The 20,576-nt window shown below is 71.8% G+C and carries 18 protein-coding genes; 4 read left to right on the top strand and 14 right to left on the bottom strand.

All coding sequences use genetic code 11. The features are described 5' to 3' along the window. Positions 1 to 29 precede the first annotated feature (29 nt). Genes HZ992_RS13980 through HZ992_RS13960 form a run of 5 tightly spaced genes read right to left on the bottom strand, consistent with a single transcriptional unit; the run spans position 30 to position 7,209 of the window. Entirely contained in the window at positions 30 to 1,118 is a 1,089-nt protein-coding gene (locus HZ992_RS13980; protein WP_245213498.1) for a lipocalin-like domain-containing protein, read from the bottom strand. Beyond that, complete coding sequence (locus HZ992_RS13975; protein WP_245213025.1) at positions 1,118 to 3,619, bottom strand: FtsX-like permease family protein; 2,502 nt, start codon at positions 3,617 to 3,619, stop codon at positions 1,118 to 1,120. Before HZ992_RS13975 ends, HZ992_RS13980 begins: the two co-directional genes overlap by 1 nt. A gap of 35 nt (positions 3,620 to 3,654) precedes the next feature. Then, complete coding sequence (locus HZ992_RS13970; RefSeq protein WP_209382452.1) at positions 3,655 to 4,053, bottom strand: response regulator transcription factor; 399 nt, start codon at positions 4,051 to 4,053, stop codon at positions 3,655 to 3,657. Next, on the bottom strand, positions 4,050 to 6,332 hold the full coding sequence (locus HZ992_RS13965) for a sensor histidine kinase (RefSeq protein WP_209382451.1): 2,283 nt from the start codon (positions 6,330 to 6,332) through the stop codon (positions 4,050 to 4,052). Before HZ992_RS13965 ends, HZ992_RS13970 begins: the two co-directional genes overlap by 4 nt. Positions 6,333 to 6,336: 4 nt before the next feature. Beyond that, positions 6,337 to 7,209: a phosphate/phosphite/phosphonate ABC transporter substrate-binding protein gene (locus tag HZ992_RS13960; protein WP_209382450.1), complete on the bottom strand. Its 873-nt coding sequence runs from the start codon at positions 7,207 to 7,209 to the stop codon at positions 6,337 to 6,339. A 127-nt stretch (positions 7,210 to 7,336) separates the two neighbouring features. Between HZ992_RS13960 and HZ992_RS13955 the strand changes: the two genes are divergently transcribed. Beyond that, positions 7,337 to 8,158, top strand: coding sequence for an SGNH/GDSL hydrolase family protein (locus HZ992_RS13955; RefSeq protein ID WP_209382449.1), 822 nt, complete (start codon positions 7,337 to 7,339; stop codon positions 8,156 to 8,158). A gap of 7 nt (positions 8,159 to 8,165) precedes the next feature. On the opposite strand, the gene HZ992_RS13950 is transcribed toward HZ992_RS13955, so the two are convergent. From HZ992_RS13950 to HZ992_RS13935, 4 genes are all read right to left on the bottom strand, one after another. Then, positions 8,166 to 8,936, bottom strand: a complete 771-nt coding sequence (locus HZ992_RS13950; protein WP_209382448.1) for an oxygen-binding di-iron domain-containing protein — start codon at positions 8,934 to 8,936, stop codon at positions 8,166 to 8,168. A gap of 85 nt (positions 8,937 to 9,021) precedes the next feature. Beyond that, positions 9,022 to 9,669 carry an ABC transporter ATP-binding protein gene (locus HZ992_RS13945; RefSeq protein ID WP_209382447.1) on the bottom strand — a complete coding sequence of 216 codons (648 nt, stop codon included), beginning with the start codon at positions 9,667 to 9,669 and terminating at the stop codon, positions 9,022 to 9,024. Positions 9,670 to 9,672: 3 nt separating this feature from the next. Then, complete coding sequence (miaA, locus tag HZ992_RS13940) at positions 9,673 to 10,614, bottom strand: tRNA (adenosine(37)-N6)-dimethylallyltransferase MiaA (protein ID WP_209382446.1); 942 nt, start codon at positions 10,612 to 10,614, stop codon at positions 9,673 to 9,675. Continuing rightward, on the bottom strand, positions 10,611 to 11,858 hold the full coding sequence (locus tag HZ992_RS13935; protein ID WP_209382445.1) for a multidrug effflux MFS transporter: 1,248 nt from the start codon (positions 11,856 to 11,858) through the stop codon (positions 10,611 to 10,613). Before HZ992_RS13935 ends, miaA begins: the two co-directional genes overlap by 4 nt. Before the next feature lie 156 nt (positions 11,859 to 12,014). Between HZ992_RS13935 and HZ992_RS13930 the strand changes: the two genes are divergently transcribed. Next, positions 12,015 to 12,416, top strand: coding sequence for a PA2779 family protein (locus HZ992_RS13930; protein ID WP_209382444.1), 402 nt, complete (start codon positions 12,015 to 12,017; stop codon positions 12,414 to 12,416). Positions 12,417 to 12,424: 8 nt separating this feature from the next. Continuing rightward, a complete protein-coding gene (locus HZ992_RS13925) occupies positions 12,425 to 13,381 on the top strand; it encodes a PA2778 family cysteine peptidase (RefSeq protein ID WP_209382443.1) in 957 nt (318 codons plus the stop codon). Between the two features lie 640 nt (positions 13,382 to 14,021). Here HZ992_RS13925 and HZ992_RS13920 read toward each other — a convergent pair. From HZ992_RS13920 to mutL, 4 genes are all read right to left on the bottom strand, one after another. Beyond that, positions 14,022 to 15,062: a cupin-like domain-containing protein gene (locus HZ992_RS13920; RefSeq protein WP_209382442.1), complete on the bottom strand. Its 1,041-nt coding sequence runs from the start codon at positions 15,060 to 15,062 to the stop codon at positions 14,022 to 14,024. Between the two features lie 6 nt (positions 15,063 to 15,068). Next, positions 15,069 to 15,899 carry a pseudouridine synthase gene (locus tag HZ992_RS13915; RefSeq protein ID WP_245213023.1) on the bottom strand — a complete coding sequence of 277 codons (831 nt, stop codon included), beginning with the start codon at positions 15,897 to 15,899 and terminating at the stop codon, positions 15,069 to 15,071. A 370-nt stretch (positions 15,900 to 16,269) separates the two neighbouring features. After that, positions 16,270 to 17,124, bottom strand: a complete 855-nt coding sequence (locus HZ992_RS13910; RefSeq protein WP_245213021.1) for an alpha/beta hydrolase — start codon at positions 17,122 to 17,124, stop codon at positions 16,270 to 16,272. 31 nt (positions 17,125 to 17,155) lie between these two features. Further along, positions 17,156 to 18,949, bottom strand: a complete 1,794-nt coding sequence (mutL, locus tag HZ992_RS13905) for a DNA mismatch repair endonuclease MutL (RefSeq protein WP_209382441.1) — start codon at positions 18,947 to 18,949, stop codon at positions 17,156 to 17,158. Between the two features lie 40 nt (positions 18,950 to 18,989). Between mutL and HZ992_RS13900 the strand changes: the two genes are divergently transcribed. Continuing rightward, positions 18,990 to 19,631, top strand: coding sequence for a DedA family protein (locus HZ992_RS13900; RefSeq protein ID WP_209382440.1), 642 nt, complete (start codon positions 18,990 to 18,992; stop codon positions 19,629 to 19,631). Here HZ992_RS13900 and HZ992_RS13895 read toward each other — a convergent pair whose 3' ends face one another. Beyond that, positions 19,632 to 20,573 carry an alpha/beta hydrolase gene (locus HZ992_RS13895; RefSeq protein ID WP_209382439.1) on the bottom strand — a complete coding sequence of 314 codons (942 nt, stop codon included), beginning with the start codon at positions 20,571 to 20,573 and terminating at the stop codon, positions 19,632 to 19,634. It abuts the gene before it with no gap. Positions 20,574 to 20,576: the final 3 nt, after the last annotated feature.

Genomic DNA, 20,576 nt, shown 5'->3' with positions numbered 1-20,576 from the left:
CATGACTTGACGAACTGCAACCGCCGCGGTCAAAGGCGCAGGCGCGCCGCGTAGCCCGTCATCTCCAGGTAGCCCAGGCCGACGCGCCGACCGCTCTCGTCGAGCATTTCCGACAGCCCCTCCCAGTAGATCGCGCCGGTGCTGCCGCGGCTGTCGAGCTCCTGGTCGGCGAGCAGGGCGCGCACGCGGTGCGTGCCCGCGGGCGTCTCGATGCGCCAGTCCACCGGGTAGCTGGCGCGAGAGGCGGCGCTCGTCCAGCGCTCGCCCGCGCTGAAGCGCACCTCGTCGTTGGCGAAGGCGCGCACCGCGCTGCCGGGGCGGCGCAGGCTGCCGCCGGCCCACAGCACGCCGCCGTCGGCACGGCGCAGCCGGAAGGCGGTGAGCGCGCTGCCGTCCAGCAGGTTCATGCCGATCCAGTCCCAGCCGACGGCGTCGGCATCGAGCAGCGACTCGCTCCACTCGTGGTCGAGCCAGGCGCGGCCCTGCACGGGCTGGGCGCGGCCGTCGCGCGTCAGCGTGCCGGTGACGGCCAGCTGCGGCTGGCTGTAGTAGTGGCTCGCCTGCTCCGGCCGCGGGCCCTTGCGCGAGAAGCCGGCATCGCCCTGCAGCAGCAGCGGCTGCGTGGCGGCGAGCTCCAGATCGATGGCGTAGCCGGCGCTGTCGCTGGCCAGGCGGGCTCGGTAGACGCTGGCCCCGGCCGCGCCGAGGCGCTCGAAGCGCCAGCCGCGCAGCACAACGCGCGTGTCGTCCTCTGCGGCGCCGGCGATCTCGAAGCCGGCGCGCGCGATGCGCTGGTCGTGGCGCAGCCGGCGCTCACCGAGGTCGGTCAGCGCCGCGTGGGCGAAGATGAGCTGGCTCGCGGCGAAGCGGCTCGGGTGGCCGACCGCCACGTCGGTGCGCGAGCGAAAGAAGGTGACCTGGAAACCGAAGCGCGGCTCGGCTTCGCCGGGCGCGGCCAGCCAGCCGGTGGCGTACCACCACTCGGTGCGCGTGTCGGGGTGGGCGCCGTGGTCGCGCGGGAAAGCCAGCACGCGGCCGCGCTGCACGCCGGGCGCGGCCGACGCGAGCGCCGCCCAGGGCGATGCGGCCAGCGCCAGCATCAGCGCGCGGCGGCGTATCACCAGTCTTCCTTCACCGCCAGCGCGGCCTGCTTCGAGCCGGCGGCGCGGCCCGACCACCAGGCCGTCACGCTGCCGGCCGCCGCCATCGCCGCGCACAGCAGCGCCAGGCGGACCCAGGGCAGGCGCAGCTCCATGGTCCAGTGGAAGCTCTGCGGGTTGACCACGTGCACGAGCACGGCACTGACGGCGATGCCCAGCAGCAGGCCGAGCAGCACGCCGGCCAGGCTCCACACCGCGCCTTCGCCGGCGACCACGGCGAGCACCTGCGCGCGCGTCAGCCCCAGGTGGGCGAGCAGGCCGAACTCGCGCTGCCGCGCCAGCACCTGCGCCGAGAAGCTCGCCGCGATGCCGACCAGCCCGATCGCGATGGCCACCGCCTGCAGCCAGTAGGTGACGGCGAAGCTGCGGTCGAAGATGCGCAGCGACAGTGCGCGGATCTCGCCGGCCGAGGCGAACTCGAGCGCGGCATCGGGCCCGGCGAGGTGGCGGATGCCCGCCTGCACCGTGGCCGTGTCGGCACCGGGCGCGAGCCACAGCGCCATGTCGTTGATGCGCCGGTCGCCGGTGAGGCGCTGGTAGTCGGCCGCGTCGATCGCCACGGCGCCGTGCTGGCGCGCGTAGTCGCGCCACACGCCGCGCACGAACACCGGCTCGCGCCGGCCGTCGGGCAGCGGCAGCTCGAAACGCTGGCCGGCGCGCAGGCCGTAGACGTTGGCCAGCGGTTCGCTCGCGTACACGGCGATGAGGCCGGCCGGCGCGTCGAGCAGTTCGCCCAGCAGCGGCAGGCGCTTCGCGGCGTCGTCCAGCGGACGCGCGATCAGCGCCACCGCCGGGCGCTGCGCGTCGAGCTGGATGGAGGCCACACGCTGGCCCTCGACACGCGCCACGCCGGGCAGCGCGCGCGCGCCGTCGATCAGCGCCGCCGTCACGAACACGGCGTCGCCGCCGCCGCTGCCGGACGCGCGGGCGTAGAGGTCGGCGGGCAGCACGGTGTCGAGCCACTGCGTGACGGCCTCGCGGAAGCTCGTCACCATCACCGTCAGCGCCACCGCCAGGGCCAGGCTCGCCACCACGCCGGCCACCGCGATGGTGGCGCTGCTGCGCTCGTGGCGCGCGCGCTGCACCGCCAGCAGCAGCAGCGCATTGCGAGGCGGTTTCGTCCAGCGCAGCAGCAGGCCCAGCAGCGCCGGCACGCAGGCGATGCCGCCGAGCAGCAGCAAGGCCACGGCCACATAGGCCGCCAGCGGGATGCCACCGATCGGCGGGGCGAACGTCAGCACCACGCCCGCGAGCAGCAGCAGCGGCCCCGGCCAGGCCGCCCCGCGGTGCGAGACCGGCGCACCGCCCAGGCCCTTCAAGGCCTGCGCCGGCGCGATGTGCTGCGCGATGCGGGCGGGCAGCCAGCCGCCGGCCACCGCGACGATCACGCCCAGCGCGCCGTACACCAGGGCGGCCGGCGCGCTGAACTGCAGGCTCGGCGTGATGCCGGGGAAGTAGGTGCCGCCCAGGTCGCCGGCGAGCAGTCGCAAGGCCAGCGCGGCGAGGGCCGTGCCCAGCGCCAGGCCGATCACGCTGCCCACCAGCCCGATGAACGCCGACTCGGCCAGCACCAGCGCCAAGCGCTCGCGCGCCGACAGTCCCAGCACGCCGAGCAGCGCGAGTTGCGGCAGCCGGCGCGACACCGACAGCGACAGGATCGAGAACACCAGGAAGGCGCCGGTGAACAGCGCCACCAGCGCCAGCACGGTCAGGTTGACGCGGTAGGCGCGCGACAGGTTGGAGATGCGCTGCACCGACTCGTCCGGCGCGGCAGCGCGCACTCCCGCAGGCAACTGCAGCTCGCGCAGCACGGCCTCGCGCTGCGCGCCGGGCACCAGGCGCACGTCGATGCGGCTGACGCGGCCGAGCCAGCCGAACGCCGACTGCGCGCCGGCGATGTCGAGCACTGCCAGCGGTGGGCCGTCGGAGAGCACGCTGCCGCGAACCACGAAGCTCGCCACGCCGCTGCCGCTGCGCACGCGCAGCGTGGCCGGGTCACCGAGCCGCCGGCTCGCTGCCGCGTTGAGGAACACCGCGGCGGGGTCGATGATGGCCAGCCGGTCGGCGTCGTCGGCGGGCCGTGGCATCAGCGCGGGCGTGAGCGGCGCGGCCACCAGTGCGTCCAGGCCGAGCACGCGCAACGGCACGGCGCTGCCGTCGGCCGCGAACGCCTGTGTGTCGATCTCGATCGCCGCGCTGGCCAGCGCCACCCGCGGGTGCAACGCGACGCGCGCGAGCACGGCTTCGTCGAAGCCGTCGCGCTGCGCGCGCAGCTCGAAGTCCGGCTGGCCGTTGACCTGCCGCACCGCGGCGCTGAATTCGCCCAGCGCCGATTCGTTGATCAGGTGCACCGAGAAGGCCAGCGCCACGCCGAGCGCCACCGCCATCACCGCCACGGCGTGGCGCAGCGGCTGGTGCCGCATGTGGCCCCACGACACCTGGCGAAGCAGGGCGGGCAAGGGGGAGGGAGAAGCGGGGAGCGCGGCGCCGGGGTTCACCCGGCCGATTGTGCGGGTGCGCGCTGGCGGGCCTGCAGAAGCCGGGTCACCGTGTCGGCCAGCACCATCGGGCTGAAGGGCTTGGACAGGTACTCGCTGGCGCCGGCGCGCTCGCCGGCGCGGTGGTCGCTCTCCTGCGCGCGCGCCGTCAGCATCACGATGGGCAGCGTGGCGTGGGCCGGGTCGGCGCGCAGCTGCGTGCAGACCTGGAAGCCGTCGAGCTCGCCGGGCATCATCACGTCCAGCAGCACCAGGTCGGGCCGCAGGGCGCGCACCGCATCCAGGCCCTGCCGGCCATTGGTGGCCTCGAAGATCTCGTAGTCGCCTTCTTCGAGAGACCAGCGGATCAGCCGGCGGATGTCCGCCTGGTCCTCGACGACGAGAATGCGCGTCATGCCGTCAAGACCTCCTCGGGTGGTGTGACGGCGGCCGCCAGCGGCAGCCACAGGGTCACCACGGTGCCCTGGCCCGGCTCGCTGCTCATCTCGAGCCGGCCGCCGAGCAGCTCGATGATCTCCTTCACGATGCTCATGCCCAGGCCCGTGCCCGGCACGTTGCCCGAAGCGTCGGCGCGGTAGAAGCGCTCGCTGACGCGGGTCAGCTGCGCCGCCGTCATGCCGATGCCGCGGTCGCTGATCTCGATGCCCACGCGCGGCACCGCGCCTGTCTCGGTCACGGTCCGAACCCGCACCGGGCTGCCGGGCGACGAGTACTTGTAGGCGTTCGAGATCACGTTGCCGATCGCCTGGCGCATCTTGTTGCGGTCCACTTGCGCGGCGGCGGGTGCGTCAGCGTCGGTGAACTCGGGCCGCGATCGTCCTTCCGGCGTCTTGAAGTCGCCGATGACGTCGCGCACCAGGGCGCCCAGGTCCAGCGTCTGCAGCTCCAGATCGAGGCCGCGGCGCGCCTCGATGCGCGCGAGGTCGAGCAATTCGTTGACGATGGAGACCATCAGCTCGCTCTGCCGGTGGATGGTCTGCAGCACCTCCTGCTGCTTGTCGGGCGAGAGCTTGCGGCGCATCAGCAGCTCGGCGAATCCGTAGATGCTGGCCATCGGCGTGCGCAGCTCGTGCGCGGCCATGGAGAGGAACTCGCTCTTCATCTGGTCGACCAGCGTCTCGTGCGTCACGTCGCGCAGCGACAGCACCTGCGAGATGACCGGCGTGGTGCCCTCGCGCAGGCCCACCTCGAGCACGCGCTTCGTCGGGCGTTCGAGCTCGATCAAGGCGCGCTTGGGCGCGGCGCCGTCCATCGGCAGCCGCGCGTCGGCGCGGATCGCCGCGAAGCCGCGCCACGCGGCGGTGTCGGAGCTCTGCGCGCGCAGCAGCGATTCGACCTCCGTCTCGCTGCGCTCGAGCACGGCCTGCGCGGCGATGCCGGTCAGGCGCGAAAAGGACGGGCTCACGTAGTTGGCACGCCGCCCGGCGTCGAAGGAGACGAAGCCGTCGGGGCTGAGCGCGAAGATCGCGTCGAGCTGCTCGCCGCGCACCTGCAGGCGGCTGACGAGCTCGGAGATCATGGCCGAGATTGCGGCCAGGTCGTCCGGCCCCGTGGGGCACAGCGGCAGGTCGCGCGTCAGGCCCTCGAGGACCTTGCGCAGCTCCACCAGGGCCGCCTCGCGCGAGCGCAGCTCGGTGCGCAGGCGCTGGTCGAGCTGGTGCTGCTCGCTGACGTCGCGGCAGGCGAGCACGTGGCCCACGGTGGCACCGTCGGGCGCGAGGATGGGCGACAGCGTCGTCTCGACCACCACCTCGCGCGCGTCGGCGATCAGCGTCGTGCGCCGGTTGCGCCAGGGCACGAGTTCGCCGCCGGCCTCGAACAGCTGCGGCAGCACCTCGGCGACGGGGTGGCCGAGCATGTCCTCGGCGCGCCGGCCGAGCATCGCGGAGGCGGCCACGTTGGCCAGCGCGATGCTGCCGGACTGGTCGAGCGTGAACACGCCGTCGGCGATCGAGCCGAGCGTCACGGCCGCCTGCGTGCGCTGCGAACGCAGGTTGGCGGCGGCGCGGCCGAGCACCTCGAAGGTGGCACGGAATTCGGTGGGCGCCTCGTCGGCGGCGAGCAGCGTGGGCACGGCCTCGCCTTCGTCCATCGCCTTCTCGAACTGTTCGACGCGGCTGAGATTGCCCAGCCAGCGCACCAGCGGGAAGCGGATCAGCAGCAGGCCGCCGGCCAGGCTGGCCAGGGCCAGCACGATGGCGATGCGCGTCTGCGCCCACAAGGCGCCGGCGATGCGCTCGGGGGCGAAGCTCAGGCGCAGCACGCCGTAGTCGCGGCCGCCCACGCTGATGGTCTGGTTGGTGTCGTACAGGCGCTCGGCCACCGTGCGCACCAGCCAGTCGGGGGCGTTCACCGGCGGCGCATCGGCATGCGGTGCGCGCACCAGGCCGCCGCGCAGGTCGATGAAGCTCGCCGACGAGAACGACGAATGGTAGACGGCGCGCTCCAGCGTGCGCCGGATGGTGTCGTAGTCGCCGATCACCGCGCTGTCGGCGATGGTGGGCAGCACCACGGCGCTGAGCGTCTCGGCGCGCAGCTGCGCCTCTTCGAGCTCGACCGTGAACTGATAGCGGTAGAACAGCCCCAGCCCGGCCAGCACGAAGCCGGCCAGCACGACGGTGTAGAGCGCGAAGACGCGCCCGACCAGCGAGCCCGGGAGCAGGCGAAACGACATGCGCCTAGCGCAGCGCGAGCGGTGCCGTGCGGTAGAAGTCGCGGTAGCCGGCGTACTCCGCGCCGTTGGAGGCGATGAACACCGCCTCGGCGCCGAGGCCCACCTGCGTGGAGGCCTGCTTGAGGATGGCCATGCCCGCCGGGTCCTGCGCCATGCCGACGAAGGCGCGGGCCACGGCGGCCTGCACCTTGTCGGGCACCTTGGCCGAAGACATCAGCGCCAGGTCGTGCAGCGGCGCCGACGACCACAGCACGCGGTACTTCTTGCCCTCGCGCCGCGCGTAGCCCTCGGCGAGCTGCGAGTTCGCGCCCACCGCGGCCACCTTGCCGGCGAACAGCTGCGCCAGCGCACCGTCCATGTTGCCGCCGAAGACGGTCTTGAACTCGACCTTCTTCGCCATCAGCTGCGCGGCCGGGAACTTGTACGCCACCAGCGCTTCCGGGCCGGGGAAGGCGACTTCCTTGCCGGCGAGCTGGGCGATGTCGGTCACCGGCGAGTCCTCGGGCACGATGATCTGGCCGTGCACCGGCGGCGTGATGCGCCGGCCGAAGACCTTCCAGCCGAGCTGTTCGCGCTCCGGGCTGAACAGGTGGTTGCTGAAGATGAACTCGACCTCCTGGGCCAGCACGAAGGCGGTGGTGTCGGCCGAGGTGCGGCCGATCTTGAGCTGCAGCTTCACGCCGCTCTTCTCGGAAACGTACGAGATGATCGGGTTCCAGTAGGCCGCCGTGAGGTTGATGCCGTACTGGTTGACCGGTGAGAAGCGATAGGTGGTGTCCTCCTGCGCGCGCGCAGGCGCGGCGAGCACGGCGGTGCAGGCGAGGGCGCCGGCGAGTCGGCGGGCGAGGCAAAGGGCGAAGGTACGGGCGTGGGTCATGGCAGTCGCGGCTGAGGGCTGTTCGTTCCCTATCGGCACGCCGCGCGCCGTCTTGAGGGCGGCTGCTGCAAGAATGCCGAGGTGGGCCCACCGGCCCCAGCCATCGAACCAACCCCTGGAGACCCCCATGCAAGGAACCACGCTGCGTTCGGCCTTCGTTCTGGCCGTCGCGCTGATGCTCGCCGCCTGCACCACGACGCCGGCTCCGAAGGCCGCCAGCGCCGCCCCCGCTGCATCCACGTTGGCGCCGAAGACGGCGCTGTGGGTGGGCAACAGTTTCTTCTACTACAACAACAGCATGCACGGCCACGTGGGCGCGCTGATCGCCGCGGCCAGCCCGGGCGCCAAGGGCTACCGCGCCACCTCGGTGACGATCAGCGGCTCGGGCATCAACTGGCACGACATGGAGTCGCACTTCAAGCCCGGCGGCGTGGCCTCGTACTCGTTCGACGCCAGCAACAACGTCGTCTTCAACAGCTTCGACAAGCCCTTCGACGTGGCGATCATGATGGACTGCAGCCAGTGCCCCATCCATCCGCAGCTGTCGAAGTTCTTCACTGAGTACACCGCGAAGAACAGCGCCATCGTGCGCAAATACGGCGCCGAGCCGGTGTTCTTCATGTCCTGGGCCTATGCCGACAAGCCGGAGATGACCGAGCAGCTGGCCGCCGCCTACGTGAAGGCCGGCGCCGACAACCGCGCCAAGGTCGTGCCCGCGGGCCTGGCCTTCGCGAAGTCGATCGCCAAGCGGCCGGAGCTGAACCTCTACGTCGCCGACAAGCGGCATCCGAGCCTGGCCGGCACCTACCTCGCGGCCTGCACGGTGATGGCCTCGGTGTACGGCCTGTCGCCGGTGGGCAGCAGCTACACCGCCGGCCTGCCCGCCGACGTGGCCGCGCACCTGCAGTCCACGGCCTGGGAGACGGTGCAGGGCTTCAAGCAGCCCTGAACGTGCCCTAGGCGGGCACGGCGTAGTCGCGCTCGCTCATCAGGTCCACGCCGCAGGGCAGCGACTCCGCCCAGGCGATGAACTCCTGCACGGCCGCGCCCTGCATCGGCGCGCCGTGCTGCGGCACGATCATGTCGATCGGCAGCTTGCGGACCATCTGCGCCCACAACCGCAAGACCTTGTTCGACACCATGTAGCGGCGGTGGAAACCTTCCATGCGCGGCACGTGGCCGGCCAGCGATGTGACCGGCTTCTTGGCAGCCTCGCCACCGATGAGCGAGGCACCCAGGTCACCCGAGAACAGGATCTTGCTGACCGGGTCGTAGAACTGGAAGTTGCCTTCCGAGTGCAGGAAGTGCGCCGGCAGGGCGATCAGCTCGCTGCGGCCGATCGGGATGCGTGCCCCGGCATCAGGGATGCCGACGATGCGCCCGGTCGTCTTGCCCGCCTTGCAGAAATGCGGGACGAAGCGCTCCCAGATGCGCGAGATGTAGACCTTGGCGCTGCTGGTGGTCGTCAGCCAGCGGTCGAGCGAGGCGATGATGTCCGGGTCGGCGTGCGAGGCGACGATGGCCGAGAGCTGCTGCGGCGAGAAGAAGCGCGTCATCGCCAGGTACAGCTCGCCATAGGCGAGGTTGCCGCCCGGGTCGATGATCGCGCCGGTGTCGCCGTCGACGATGAGGAACTGGTTCGACTGCACCGCCTCGCCGCCCTCTTCGCAGAGGTCGGTGAACATCAGGCACAGGTGGCCCTTCTGGTTGTACAACTCGATCGGCATGGCGGCCCCCGCGGGTCTTGGAAGGGGCGAAGTGTGTTGGGGCCTGCGCGTGCAGAACTTGACGCGCCGCAAGAGCCTGTGGGTCTCAGGCGACGAACAGGCCGTCGGGGCGCAACTCCATCACACGATCGGCCCGCTGGGCAGCGGCATGAGAGTGCGTGACGAGCAGGCAGGCTGTGCGATGTGCGCGCGACTGTTGCACCAGCACGTCCATCACCCGCAGCGCGTTGCCGGCATCGAGATTGCCGGTGGGCTCATCGGCGAGGATCAGCTTGGGCGCATGCACCAGCGCGCGGGCGATGGCCACGCGCTGCAATTGGCCACCCGACAGCGTCTGCGGCAGCCGCTTGCCCAGGCCGGTCAGGCCCACCTCGTCGAGCGCGTGGGCGACGGCGTCGTCGTCGTGGCGATGCAGCAGCAGCAGCGGCAACGCGACGTTCTGCGCCACCGTCAGGTGCGGCAGTACATGGAAGGCCTGGAACACGAAGCCGAGGTCGCGTCGCCGAAGCATGGCCTGCTCAGGCTCGCTCATCGTCGTCACTTCTTCGCCATTGAGTACGACCCGACCCGCATCGAGCGAGTCGAGGCCGGCGATGCAGTTCAGCAAAGTTGACTTGCCCACGCCCGACTCGCCGACGATGGCGACGAACTCGCCCTGCGCCAGATCGAGGTCGACGCCCGCGAACACCGGCGTGCTGCCGTAGCGTTTGGCCAGGCCCTGCAATTGCAGCATCGCTCAGGTCGCCATCAAGCGGTCGGCATGGCGGCGGGCCGACTCGACAACGCGCTCGACCACGCCAGGCTCGTCGCAGGCCAGCACCTCGCGGGCTTCCATGCCGCGCAGCCAGGTGAGCTGGCGCTTGGCGAGCTGCCGCGTGGCGGCGATGCCGCGCTCAGGCAGTTCGTCGAGTTCGCCGAGGTCCAGCGCTTCCCAGGTCTGCCGGTAGCCCACGCAGCGCATCGAGGGCATCTCGGCGTTCAGGTCGCCGCGCGCGCGCAGTGCGCGGACTTCGTCGGCCAGCCCGGCGGCGAGCATCTGCGTGAAACGCTGCGCGATGCGCTCGTGCAGCCAGGCGCGGCTGGCCGGTTCGAGCGAGAGCAGCGGCGGCGCCGCGGAGGCCGGCAGCGGCTCGCGGTGGAACGACGACATCGGCCGGCCGCTGAGGCGGAAGACCTCCAGCGCACGCTGGATGCGCTGCGAGTCGCCGGGCGGCAGCCGCGCGGCGGTGACCGGGTCCACCTTCGCCAGCTCGGCGTGCATGGCCGCCGGGCCGCGGCGGAAGGCTTCGTCTTCGAGCGCCACGCGCAGCGCGGCATCCGCCGGCGGCATCTCGTGCAGGCCCTGGAACAGCGCGCGGAAGTACAGCATCGTGCCGCCCACCAGCAGCGGCAGCCGGCCGCGCGCGTGGATCGCCTCGATCAGCGAGCGCGCGTCGTCGACGAAACGCGCCGCCGAGTAGGCCTGCGTTGGCTCGACGATGTCGATCAGGTGGTGCGGCACGGCGGCGCGTTCGGCCGCGCTCGGCTTGGCGGTGCCGATGTCCATGCCGCGGTAGACCAGGGCCGAGTCGACGCTGACGATCTCCACCGGCAGCGCCTGCGCGATGGCCAGGGCGGCGGCGGTCTTGCCGGCGGCGGTGGGGCCGGCCAGGCACAGGCAACGCAAGGCTTCGTTCATGCGGCGCTCGCCTGTGCGGCCAAGGGCTCGCCGAACGGGTCGCCGTGCCGCTGCACCAGCGTCCAGGCGGTGGCGCACAGCAGCAGGCCAAGCACGCTCATGCCCAGCGTCATCGGCAGCGCCGAGCCGCCGGCCGTGGCACCGAGGAACAGGCCGACGCCGAAGGCCACCAGCATCATCCAGAAGCCCGACAACGAGGCGGCGGTGCCGGCCTTGTCGGGGAAGGGGCCGATGGCGCCGGTCTGCCCGCAGGGCTGGTGCACGCCGTGGCCCACGCAGTACAGCCACGACGGCAGCAGCACCGCCCAGACCGTGTGCACACCGGCCAGCGCCAGCGCTGCCATGCCCAGGCAGCCGGCCAGGGTGAACCGCGCGCCGCGGCGCACCGCGCCGCGCAGGCCGTGGCGGGCGAGCAGCCGCCGGCACCAGAAGGTGCCGACGATGTAGGCGAACGACTGGCTCAGCATGATCAGCCCGTAGGCCACCTTGCTCGTGCCCAGCAGGCCGATGTAGACGAAGCTCGAACCGGCGAGTAGGAAGAACAAGCCTCCGTACGCAAAACCCGACAGCAGCGTCCAGGCGCGGAAGGTCGGGTGGCCGGCCACCACCGCCCAGTTGCGCAGCAGCGGGCCGATCTGCGTGGCGCGCGGGTTGCGCGCCGGCACCGTCTCCTCGTAGCGCCAGGCCACCATGCCGAGCATGGCGGCGCCGCACACCGCCACCACCATCAACGCCGCCTGCCAGCTGAACCACTGCACCACCATGCCCCCCACCAGCGGGCTGGCCATCGCGATCACGCCCAGGCCGCTGAGTGCGCGCGACATGACGCGGGCGCCATCGTGCGGCGGATAGAGGTCGCGCACGATGGATCGGCCGCAGGTCACCGCGGCGGCCATGCCGGCGCCCTGCAGGGCCCGCCAGGCGATCAGCCAGTCGATCGAGGGCGCCAGCGCGCCGCCCACGCTGGCCAGCGTGTAGATGGAAAGACCGACCAGCAGCACCGGCCGGCGGCCGAAACGGTCGGCCAGCGGCCCGCACACCAGCTGGGCCAGGCCGAAGCAGATGATCAGCGCCGACAGCGTCAGCTGCGTGGCGGCCATGCTGGCCGAGAACTCGCGCTGCAGCGTCGGCAGCGCGGGCAGGTAGAGGTCGGTGGTGATCGGCTGGATGCCCAGCAGCAGCGTGAGCAGCAGCACCACCACCGCGGGGCTCATGCGGTGGGGCGCGGGAACGGGGGAAACCATGCGTGCAGCCTAACAGGCGGCGCCGATCGACCCTGCCGCCGGCGTTGCATTCGGTCACCGGCCGGGGCGCGTGCTTGTTACGATGTATCCGGCGACATGGGAAGCGTGCCCATGCGTCTCACAACAACCAGCAAGCTCCGCTTCAAAGGAACTCTCATGAAGACAACGTCCCGTTGGATGACCCGCCTGATCGCCGTGTGCCTCAGCTTCGCCGGCTTCGTGCACAGCGCACAAGCCACGCTCGTCACCACCGAACAGGTGGCGGCCAGCGAAGGCGTCACCGGCGCCGCCGAGCAGCGCGCCCATGTGTACGAGATGCTGACCCGTGCCGATGTGGCCGCCGCCCTGCAGGAGCGCGGCGTCGACATGGAGCAGGCCAAGGCCCGCGTCGCTGCGCTGACCGATGCCGAAGTCGCCCACGTTGCACACACGCTGGACACCGCTCCCGCCGGCGCCAGCGACGTCATCGGCACCATCGTCTTCATCTTCCTGCTGCTGCTGATCACCGACATCCTCGGCTTCACGAAGATCTTCCCGTTCACCCGCTCGATCCGCTGATCCGGGCGATGACGCTGCGCGCCGCGCTGCGGCGCGCACTGCTCGTCTGCGCCGCGCTGCTGCTGGGCGGCTGCGCGGTGCAGACCGACGCGCTGCGCCGCACGCTGCCGCCCGGACTGGCGCCGCGCGTCGAGCTTGCGGCCACGCCGTTCTTCGCGCAGACCGACTACCACTGCGGCCCCGCGGCGCTGGCCACCGTGCTTTCCGGCATTGGAAGGCCCACCTCGCCGGCGCTGCTGGGTGAGCAGATCTTCCTGCCGGCGCGCACCGGCACCCTGCAGCTCGAGATGATCGCCGGCGCGCGCAGGCAGGGCGCTGTCGCCACGCGCCTGCCCGGCACGCTGGAGGCCGTGCTGCGCGAGCTGCACGCTGGCCAGCCGGTGGTGGTGCTGCTCAACCTGGGCCTGAGCTGGTACCCGCAGTGGCACTACGCCGTCGCGATCGGCTACGACGTGCCGCAAGGCGAGCTGCTGCTGCGCTCGGGCACCACCGAGCGTGCCGTGCTGCCCATGAACACCTTCGAGCACACCTGGGTTCGCGCCGGCAGCTGGGCCTTCGTGGCGCTGCCGCCCGACCGCTGGCCGGCCACCGCCGAAGAGCCCGCGGTGGTGGAGGCGGCCGTGGGCTTCGAGCGCGCCGCGCCGCCGGCGCAGGCGGTGATCGCCTACCGCAGCGCGCTGCAGCGCTGGGGCGGCAGCCTGAGCCTGCAGATGGGCCTGGGCAATGCGCTGTACGCAACGGGCGACAAGGCCGGCGCGGCGCAGGCCTTCGAGGCCGCCGCCGCACGGTACCCCGACAGCGCGCCGGCCTGGATGAATCTCGCCAGTACACGCGCCGAACTTGGCGAGCGCGACGCGGCCCTGGCTGCCGCGCGGCAGGCCGCGAACTTGACCGATGCCACCTGGGCTGCGCAGGCACGCGCGCTGCTGGATCGACTGCAGCGCGGCCTGGGGTCGCCGAACTAGGGTCACGTTGATGCGCGGAGTGGCCAACACGGGGCTGTGCCACTGCACAGCGTTGGCCCTTGAGTTGGCATTGCGCGAGCGCAGGCGACGGCTCGACGAGCATTGAAGCCAGATGACCGGGCGACTGCTATCGGCCCGTTGCAGACATTCACGAAGGTCCGCAATGATGGGCGCGCGGGCAGGCGGTCCGGGTATGCGCTCTCCGGCCCACGCTCGCGGGCAACCAGCGAGGTCCGCAGCGCGCTGCCTCATCAACACCGCCTTCGGCCTGCTCCCGCCAGGGCGACCGCGAATGGGGCCTGCGATCGCACACCCGAACCACCTGCCCCACAAGCACTGAGGCCCTCATGACGGCAGGCCACCGCTGATGCCGGCAGGGCGGCGGTGGTGCCCGCGGGCGCAGGCCCCATTCGCGGTCGCCCTGGCGAGGGCATGGCACACCCGGCGTTGATGCGGACACGGTGGCGGCTCGCAGTGGCCGCCCGCGAGCGTGGGCCGGAGAACGCGGGTACCGCCGTCGACCTGCGACCATGCCCGTCGCACGCAAAGCAGACCCCCGAAGACCGCAAAGGGCCGATTGCAGGCACTCTCATCCGTCGGCTTCGCCTCGACACGAACCCACCCGACTGCGGCCCTCGCCTCACCAGTCGTGGATGTCGGGGTTCGCGAAGCTGTAGTGGTTGGGCACCGCGAGGTTGGAGTACGAGAAGGACAGGCTCACGTCCAGAGACGTCACCTGGTGCCACCAGCCCAGCGGCAGGAACACCGTCTCGCCGGGCTCGGCAATCACCTCCAGAACCTTCACCTGGCTGAACAGCGGGTAGCGCGCCAGGTCGGGCCGGTCGATGTCGATCGGGCTGAAGACGTTGTTGAAGTTGTAGAGCTTGGGCGACTCCAGCGGCGAGATGAAGCGCCAGCGCTTGCGGCCCACCACCTGGGTGTGGAACAGCATGATGGTGTCGTGGTGCAGCGGCGTGTTGGTGCCCGCCGGGCCGAACCAGAACGACGACAGGCGCGGCAGCTCGGCGCGATCGCAGATCGCCGGCAGCGTGCCGATGTCGGCCAGCAGCGGCGCGAACTCCGGCCGGCGCAGCGCCTCGTTGTTGGCCGTCATGTAGTAGTCGTTGGTCGGCCCTCCGGCGAGCACGCGGTCGACGAACTCACCCAGCCGCACCTGATGCCGATGCTGGAGCTTGTTCTCCTCGTAGCGTGGGTCGGCGTTGCGCTCGGCCTGGATCTCGATGTCGATGTGGCCGAAGCGCGCCTTCAGGTCGGCCGGTGACCAGCGTTGCATCGCCGGCCAGTCGGCCGCCACGTCGGTCAGCACCAGCGGGCGGCTGCCGCAGACGTAGCGGTCGAACAGCTCGTCGCGCGACACGCCGGCGCGCTTCTCGATCTGCGCGTAGCGAGGCCGCATCTCCCACAGCTTCTGCTGGTTGGCCACCACCGATTCGAGCTTGCGCAGCAGCTGCTGGTGGCGCAGCGCGGCGCGGTAGACCGGGTCGGTCTCCAGCATGGCCACGGCCTGCGCGCACAGCGTGCGGTCGAGGCCGGCGGCGGCCATGGTGTCGACCATCGATTCGGGCGTGCAGCCACGCAACCGGTTCTCGGCCGCCCATTGCAGCCAGTGGTCGGCCAGTGCCGGCAGGTCCTGGAGGGCAGGGGCCTGGGCAGGGTCCATCGCGCCTCAGACGAAGGATTCATCGGCGCCCAGGTAGCGCCATTGGCCGGGGGGCAGGTCGCCGAGCATCACGCGGCCGATGCGCACGCGCTTCAGGCCGGTGACCTTCAGGCCGACGGCCTCGCACATGCGCCGGATCTGCCGCTTCTTGCCCTCGACGAGCACGAAGCGCAGCTGGTCGTCGTTGACCCATTCGACGCGCGCCGGCTTCAGCGCCTCGCCGTCGAGCTCGAGCCCGTGGTTGAGCAGGCGCAGGCCGTCTGCCGAGAGGCGTTCGCCCTCCGCAGGCGCCACGCGCACGAGGTACTCCTTTTCCATCGTGCTGTTCTCGCCGATCAGCTGCTTGGCGACGCGGCCGTCCTGCGTGAGCACGAGCAGGCCCACCGAGTCGATGTCGAGCCGGCCGGCTGGCGCGAGGTGGCGGATGTGCTCGCGCTGGAAGGCGAAGTCGGTCGGGTCGTCCGCCCAGCGGTTCGGCGGCGTGACCAGCACGTAGGCGGGCTCGTAGCCGTCCTCCGCCTGGCCGCTGACATAGCCGACCGGCTTGTTCAGCAGCACGGTGACGCGCTGTGCCTGCTGCGTGCGCGCGCGCTTGTCGATGGTGACCTGCTGCGTCGGCAGCACGCGGGCGCCGAGTTCGGCGACCACCTCGCCATCCACGCGCACCCAGCCCTTGGCGATCCACTCGTCGGCCTCGCGCCGCGAGGCCAGGCCGAGTTCGCTCATGCGCTTGGAAAGGCGCAGGCTGCCGTCGGGGTGGGCCGGGCCTTCGGCCGGCGGCGCGACGATCTTGCGCGGGCGGCCGCTGAATGCGGTGTTCGGCGTGCCGGCGGCCACGGATGCGGGTGGCCTCGGCGGTGCCGGGCGAGCGGGCGGGAGCGGTGCACGCCGATCAGGCGCCGGGCGAGCCGACGCCGGGCGCGGCGCGTCGTGGCGTCCTGCCGCGGTGCGCGGTGGTGCTGGGCGACCAGGCCCGGGCCGCGGTGGGGCCGAACGGCCGGTCGGGTTCGGCCGGTCATTGCCCGCGGGCCGGGGCCGCGGTTCGGCGGAGGGCGCCGGCCGCTGCGCCTCGCGCTCGGCCCGCTCGGCCTGGGCCTGGGCGAGGGTCGGGCGCTTGCGCGCACCGGTGCCGCGCAGAGCGGATGGCGCCGCCGGCCGGTTTCTTCAGCTTGATCGTGGCCATGGCCACGATTGGACCATGCCGCGCTCAGCTGCCCAAACCGAACAGCTCACGCAAGGCGTCGCGGTACAGCGCCTGGCCGACGCCGTTGGTGCTGTAGTGCGTGCCGCCCTCGACGAGCACGAAGCGCTTCGGCCCCGGTGCACGCTCGTACAGCGCGCGGCCCAGCTCGGGGCGGATCAGCGAATCCTGGCTGCCGTGCACCACCAGGATCGGCGCGCGCACCTTGGCGATCTTCTGTGCCGAATCGAAGCGCTGAGTGATCAGCGGCCCGACAGGCAGCCAGCCCCACTTGAAGCTGCTGAACACGTCGGGGATGGAGGTGAAGGTGCCTTCGACGATCAGCCCGCGCGCATCGTCCACCTCGCCGGCGAGTTGCACCGCGATGGCGCCTCCCAGCGAGTGGCCGAAGATGTAGCGCGGGCGCTGCGGCTGCTCGCGGGCCAGCCAGTCCCAGGCGGCGCGGGCGTCTTCGAGCACGCCGGCCTCGGAGGGCAACTCGGCGCTGCTCTGGCCGAAACCGCGGTAGTCGAGCGCGAGCACGGCGAATCCGAGATCGTGCATGTTGCGGATGCGGAAGTGGCTGCCCCACACGTTGCGCCGCGCGCCGTGCAGGTACAGCAGCACCGGCGCGTCGGCGCGCGGCTGCGGCAGCCACAGCGCATGCAGGCGCAGCGGCTTGCCGCTCTCGGCGGAGCGGTGCTCGATCCAGACGTCCTGCAGGCCCTCGGCGCTCGACGGCACCCACGACGGCTGGCCGGCCGAGGGCTGGAAGATCCATTGCCGCTGCTTCTCGTCGAGCGTGGCGCAGCCGGCCAGCAGGGCGGCCAGCAGGAGCAGGGCGGCCAGCGGCCAGCGCAGCAGAGTCATCGGGCGGGGCATGGGCAACAGAGCCTGGCGTGGGGCCGAAAGTTCAACGCCCGCGCCAGAACAAGGCGTCGAGTTCCTTCAGCGTCACCTGGCGCCAGGTGGGCCGGCCATGGTTGCACTGGTCGGCGCGCTCGGTGCGCTCCATGTCGCGCAACAGGGCGTTCATCTCCTCCAGCGTCAGCTGTCGGTTGGCGCGCACCGCGCCGTGGCAGGCCATGGTCGACAGGATCTCGTGCTGCGCGCGCTGGATGACGTTGCTCGCGTCGTACTGCGCCAGCTCGGCGAGCACGCTGCGCGCGAGCTCGACGACGTCGCCACCGGCCAGCGCCGCCGGGCGCGCGCGCACCGCGAGCACCGTGGGCGACAGCGGCGCCACGTCCAGCCCCAGCCGGCGCAGGGTGTCGGCCTGCTGCTCGGCGGTGGCGATCTCCTGCGCCGTGGCCGCGAAGGTGGCCGGGATCAGCAGCGGCTGCGACTCGATCGCCTTGTCGTCCAGGCTCGCCTTCAGCCGCTCGTAGACGATGCGCTCGTGCGCCGCATGCATGTCGACGACGACCAGGCCCTGCGCGTTCTCGGCCAGGATGTAGATGCCGGCCACCTGCGCGAGCGCCTTGCCCAGCGGCCAGTCGCCGGCGGCGGGCGCTGTGGCGGCCATCGACACCGGCGCGGCTGCGCCCCAGGCCGGCGGCGCCTCCTGCGCGAACAGCACGGCGGCCTGCTGCAGCCCGAGCGAGGCCTGCTGCGTCGGCCCCGCGCCCCACGGCCGCGGCGCCGGCATGAAGCTGCCCGGCACGGCGGTCTCGGCCGGCACGGCTGCGGGCGCCTCACCGGCACGCGAGATCGCCAGCGCGCCGTCGACCGCGCGGCGCACCGCCTGGTGCACCTCGCGCGCATCGCGGAACCGCACCTCGATCTTGGTCGGGTGCACGTTGACGTCGACGCGCTCCGGCGCGATGTCGATGAAGAGCACGTAGCTCGGCTGGCGCGCGCCGTGCAGCACGTCTTCATAGGCCGAGCGCACGCCGTGCGCGATCAGCCGGTCGCGCACGAAGCGGCCGTTGACGTAGACGTACTGCTGGTCGGCGCGCGAGCGTGCCGCCTCGGGCAGGCCGGCGCGGCCGTGGATGCGCATCGGGCCCAGCTCCATCGCCACCTCGCGGCTGGCGTCGACGAAGTCGTCATCGAGCACGTCGCGCAGCCGCTGCGCCGGCGTGGCACGTCGCCACTGCTGCGAGAGCTTGCCGTCGTGCCAGACGGTGAAGCCCACGTCGGGCCGCGTCAGCGCGTGGCGGCGAACGGCCTCGATGCAGTGGGCCAGCTCGGTGGCCTCGGTCTTGAGGAACTTGCGCCGCGCCGGCGTGGCGAAGAACAGCTCGCGCACCTCGACGCTGGTGCCCACCGCGCGCGCCGCCGGCGTCAGCTCGCCCGAGCGCGCCTCCAGGCGCTGTGCATGCGGCGCGTCGGCGGTGCGGCTGGCGATGGCCAGCTCGGCCACCGAGGCGATGGCGGCCAGCGCCTCGCCGCGAAAGCCCATAGTCGCCACGTGCTCCAGGTCGACCAGCGAGGCGATCTTGCTCGTCGCGTGGCGGCGCAGCGCCAGCGGCAGCTCGGCGGCGGGGATGCCGCTGCCGTCGTCCTCGACCAGGATGGCGCGGATGCCGCCGGCCGTCAGCCGCACCACCACCTCGGTGGCGCCGGCGTCGAGCGCGTTGTCGACCAGCTCGCGCACCACCGAGGCCGGGCGCTCGACCACCTCGCCAGCGGCGATCTGGCTGACCAGCTCGTCCGGCAGCTCCCGAATGGGCCTGCGCGGCAGGGTGTCGATGACGGCGCTCATGCGGGCATTGTAGGAAGGCCGCCCCTGATAATCGCCGCCCATGGACATCGTGGCCTTCCTGATCGACTTCATCCTGCACGTCGACGTGCACCTCGCCAACTTCGTGCAGGCCTACGGGACCTGGGTCTACGCGCTGCTGTTCGTCATCATCTTCGTCGAGACCGGCGTGGTGGTGATGCCTTTCCTGCCCGGCGACTCGCTGCTCTTCGTGGTCGGCGCGCTGTGCGGCGCGGGGCTGATGAGCCTGCCGCTGTCGATCGGGCTGCTGATCGCCGCGGCGATCCTGGGCAACCAGTGCAACTACGCGATCGGCCGCCACTTCGGGCCCAAGGTCTTCCAGTGGGAAGACTCGCGCTTCTTCAACAAGCGGGCCTTCGAGCAGGCCCATGCCTTCTACGAGAAGTACGGCGGCATCACCATCATTGCGGCGCGCTTCATGCCCTTCCTGCGCACCTTCGCGCCCTTCGTGGCCGGCGTGGCGCAGATGACGCGCAGCAAGTTCACCTTCTACGACGTCAGCGGCGCCGTGCTGTGGGTCGGCGGCATCACGCTGGCCGGCTACCTGTTCGGCAACATCCCGTGGGTGAAGGAGAACCTCGACAAGATCATCTGGTCGGCGATCCTGCTGCCGGGCCTGGTGGTGATCTTCGGCGCGTGGAAGGCGCGCCGCGCAGCCGCCTGATCAGTCGCGCAGCGCGTGGCGCAGCGCGGCGGCGCACAGCTGCACCGCGGTGTTCGCTTCGTCGAGCACCTTGCCCATCAGGATGAAGCCGTGGATCTGCCGCTCGAAGCACAGGTGCGAGGCGCGGTTGCCCGCTTCGGTGAGCCGCTGCGCATAGGCCAGGCCTTCGTCGCGCAGCGGGTCGTAGCCGGCGGTGAGCACCAGGGCCGGCGGCAGGCCCGACAGGTCGGTGTGCAGCAGCGGCGAGGCGCGCCAATCCGCATAGCGTGCCGGCTCAGGGATGTAGTGGCCGGTGAAGTAGGCCATCGTGTCGGTGGTCAGCAGGTAGCCCTGGCCGTTGCTCTGGTGCGAAGGCGCCGTGCGGTGCTGGTCGGTGGCGGGGTAGATGAGCAGCTGGTAGGCCAGCGGCAGCGTGCCCGCATCGCGCGCGGCGATGGCCACCACCGCGGCCAGGTTGCCGCCGGCGCTGTCGCCGCCCACGGCGATGCGGCTCGCATCGATGCCCAGCGCTGAAGCCTCGCGATGCACCCATGCCAGCGCGGCAATGGAGTCGTCCACCGCGGCGGGAAAGCGGTGCTCCGGCGCCAGCCGGTAGTCCACCGAGACCACGGCGCAGCCCGAGTGGTTGGCGAGTTCGCGGCACAGCGTGTCGTGCGTGTCCAGGTCGCCGATCACCCAGCCGCCACCGTGGTAGTAGACGAGTGCCGGCAGCGCTTCGCCGGGCGCACTGCCCAGCGGCCGGTACAGGCGAAGTGGAATAGGCCCGTGCGGCCCGTCGGCCTGCAGTTCGCGCAACTCGCCCACCGCCGGCGGCGCGGGCTGCGTGAAGCTGCGCCGCTCGCGGTAGATGGCGCGTGCTTCGGCGGGCGTGAGCGTGTGGGTCGGCGGCACGCCGCGTTCGGCGATCAGGTCGAGCAGGGCGCGGGCGTGGGGGTGGAGCATGTT

This window comes from Rhizobacter sp. AJA081-3, from assembly GCF_017795745.1.
Taxonomy (GTDB): domain Bacteria; phylum Pseudomonadota; class Gammaproteobacteria; order Burkholderiales; family Burkholderiaceae_C; genus Piscinibacter.
Note: the sequence above shows the minus strand (reverse complement) of the source record. Positions and strands in the feature narration are given on the sequence as shown.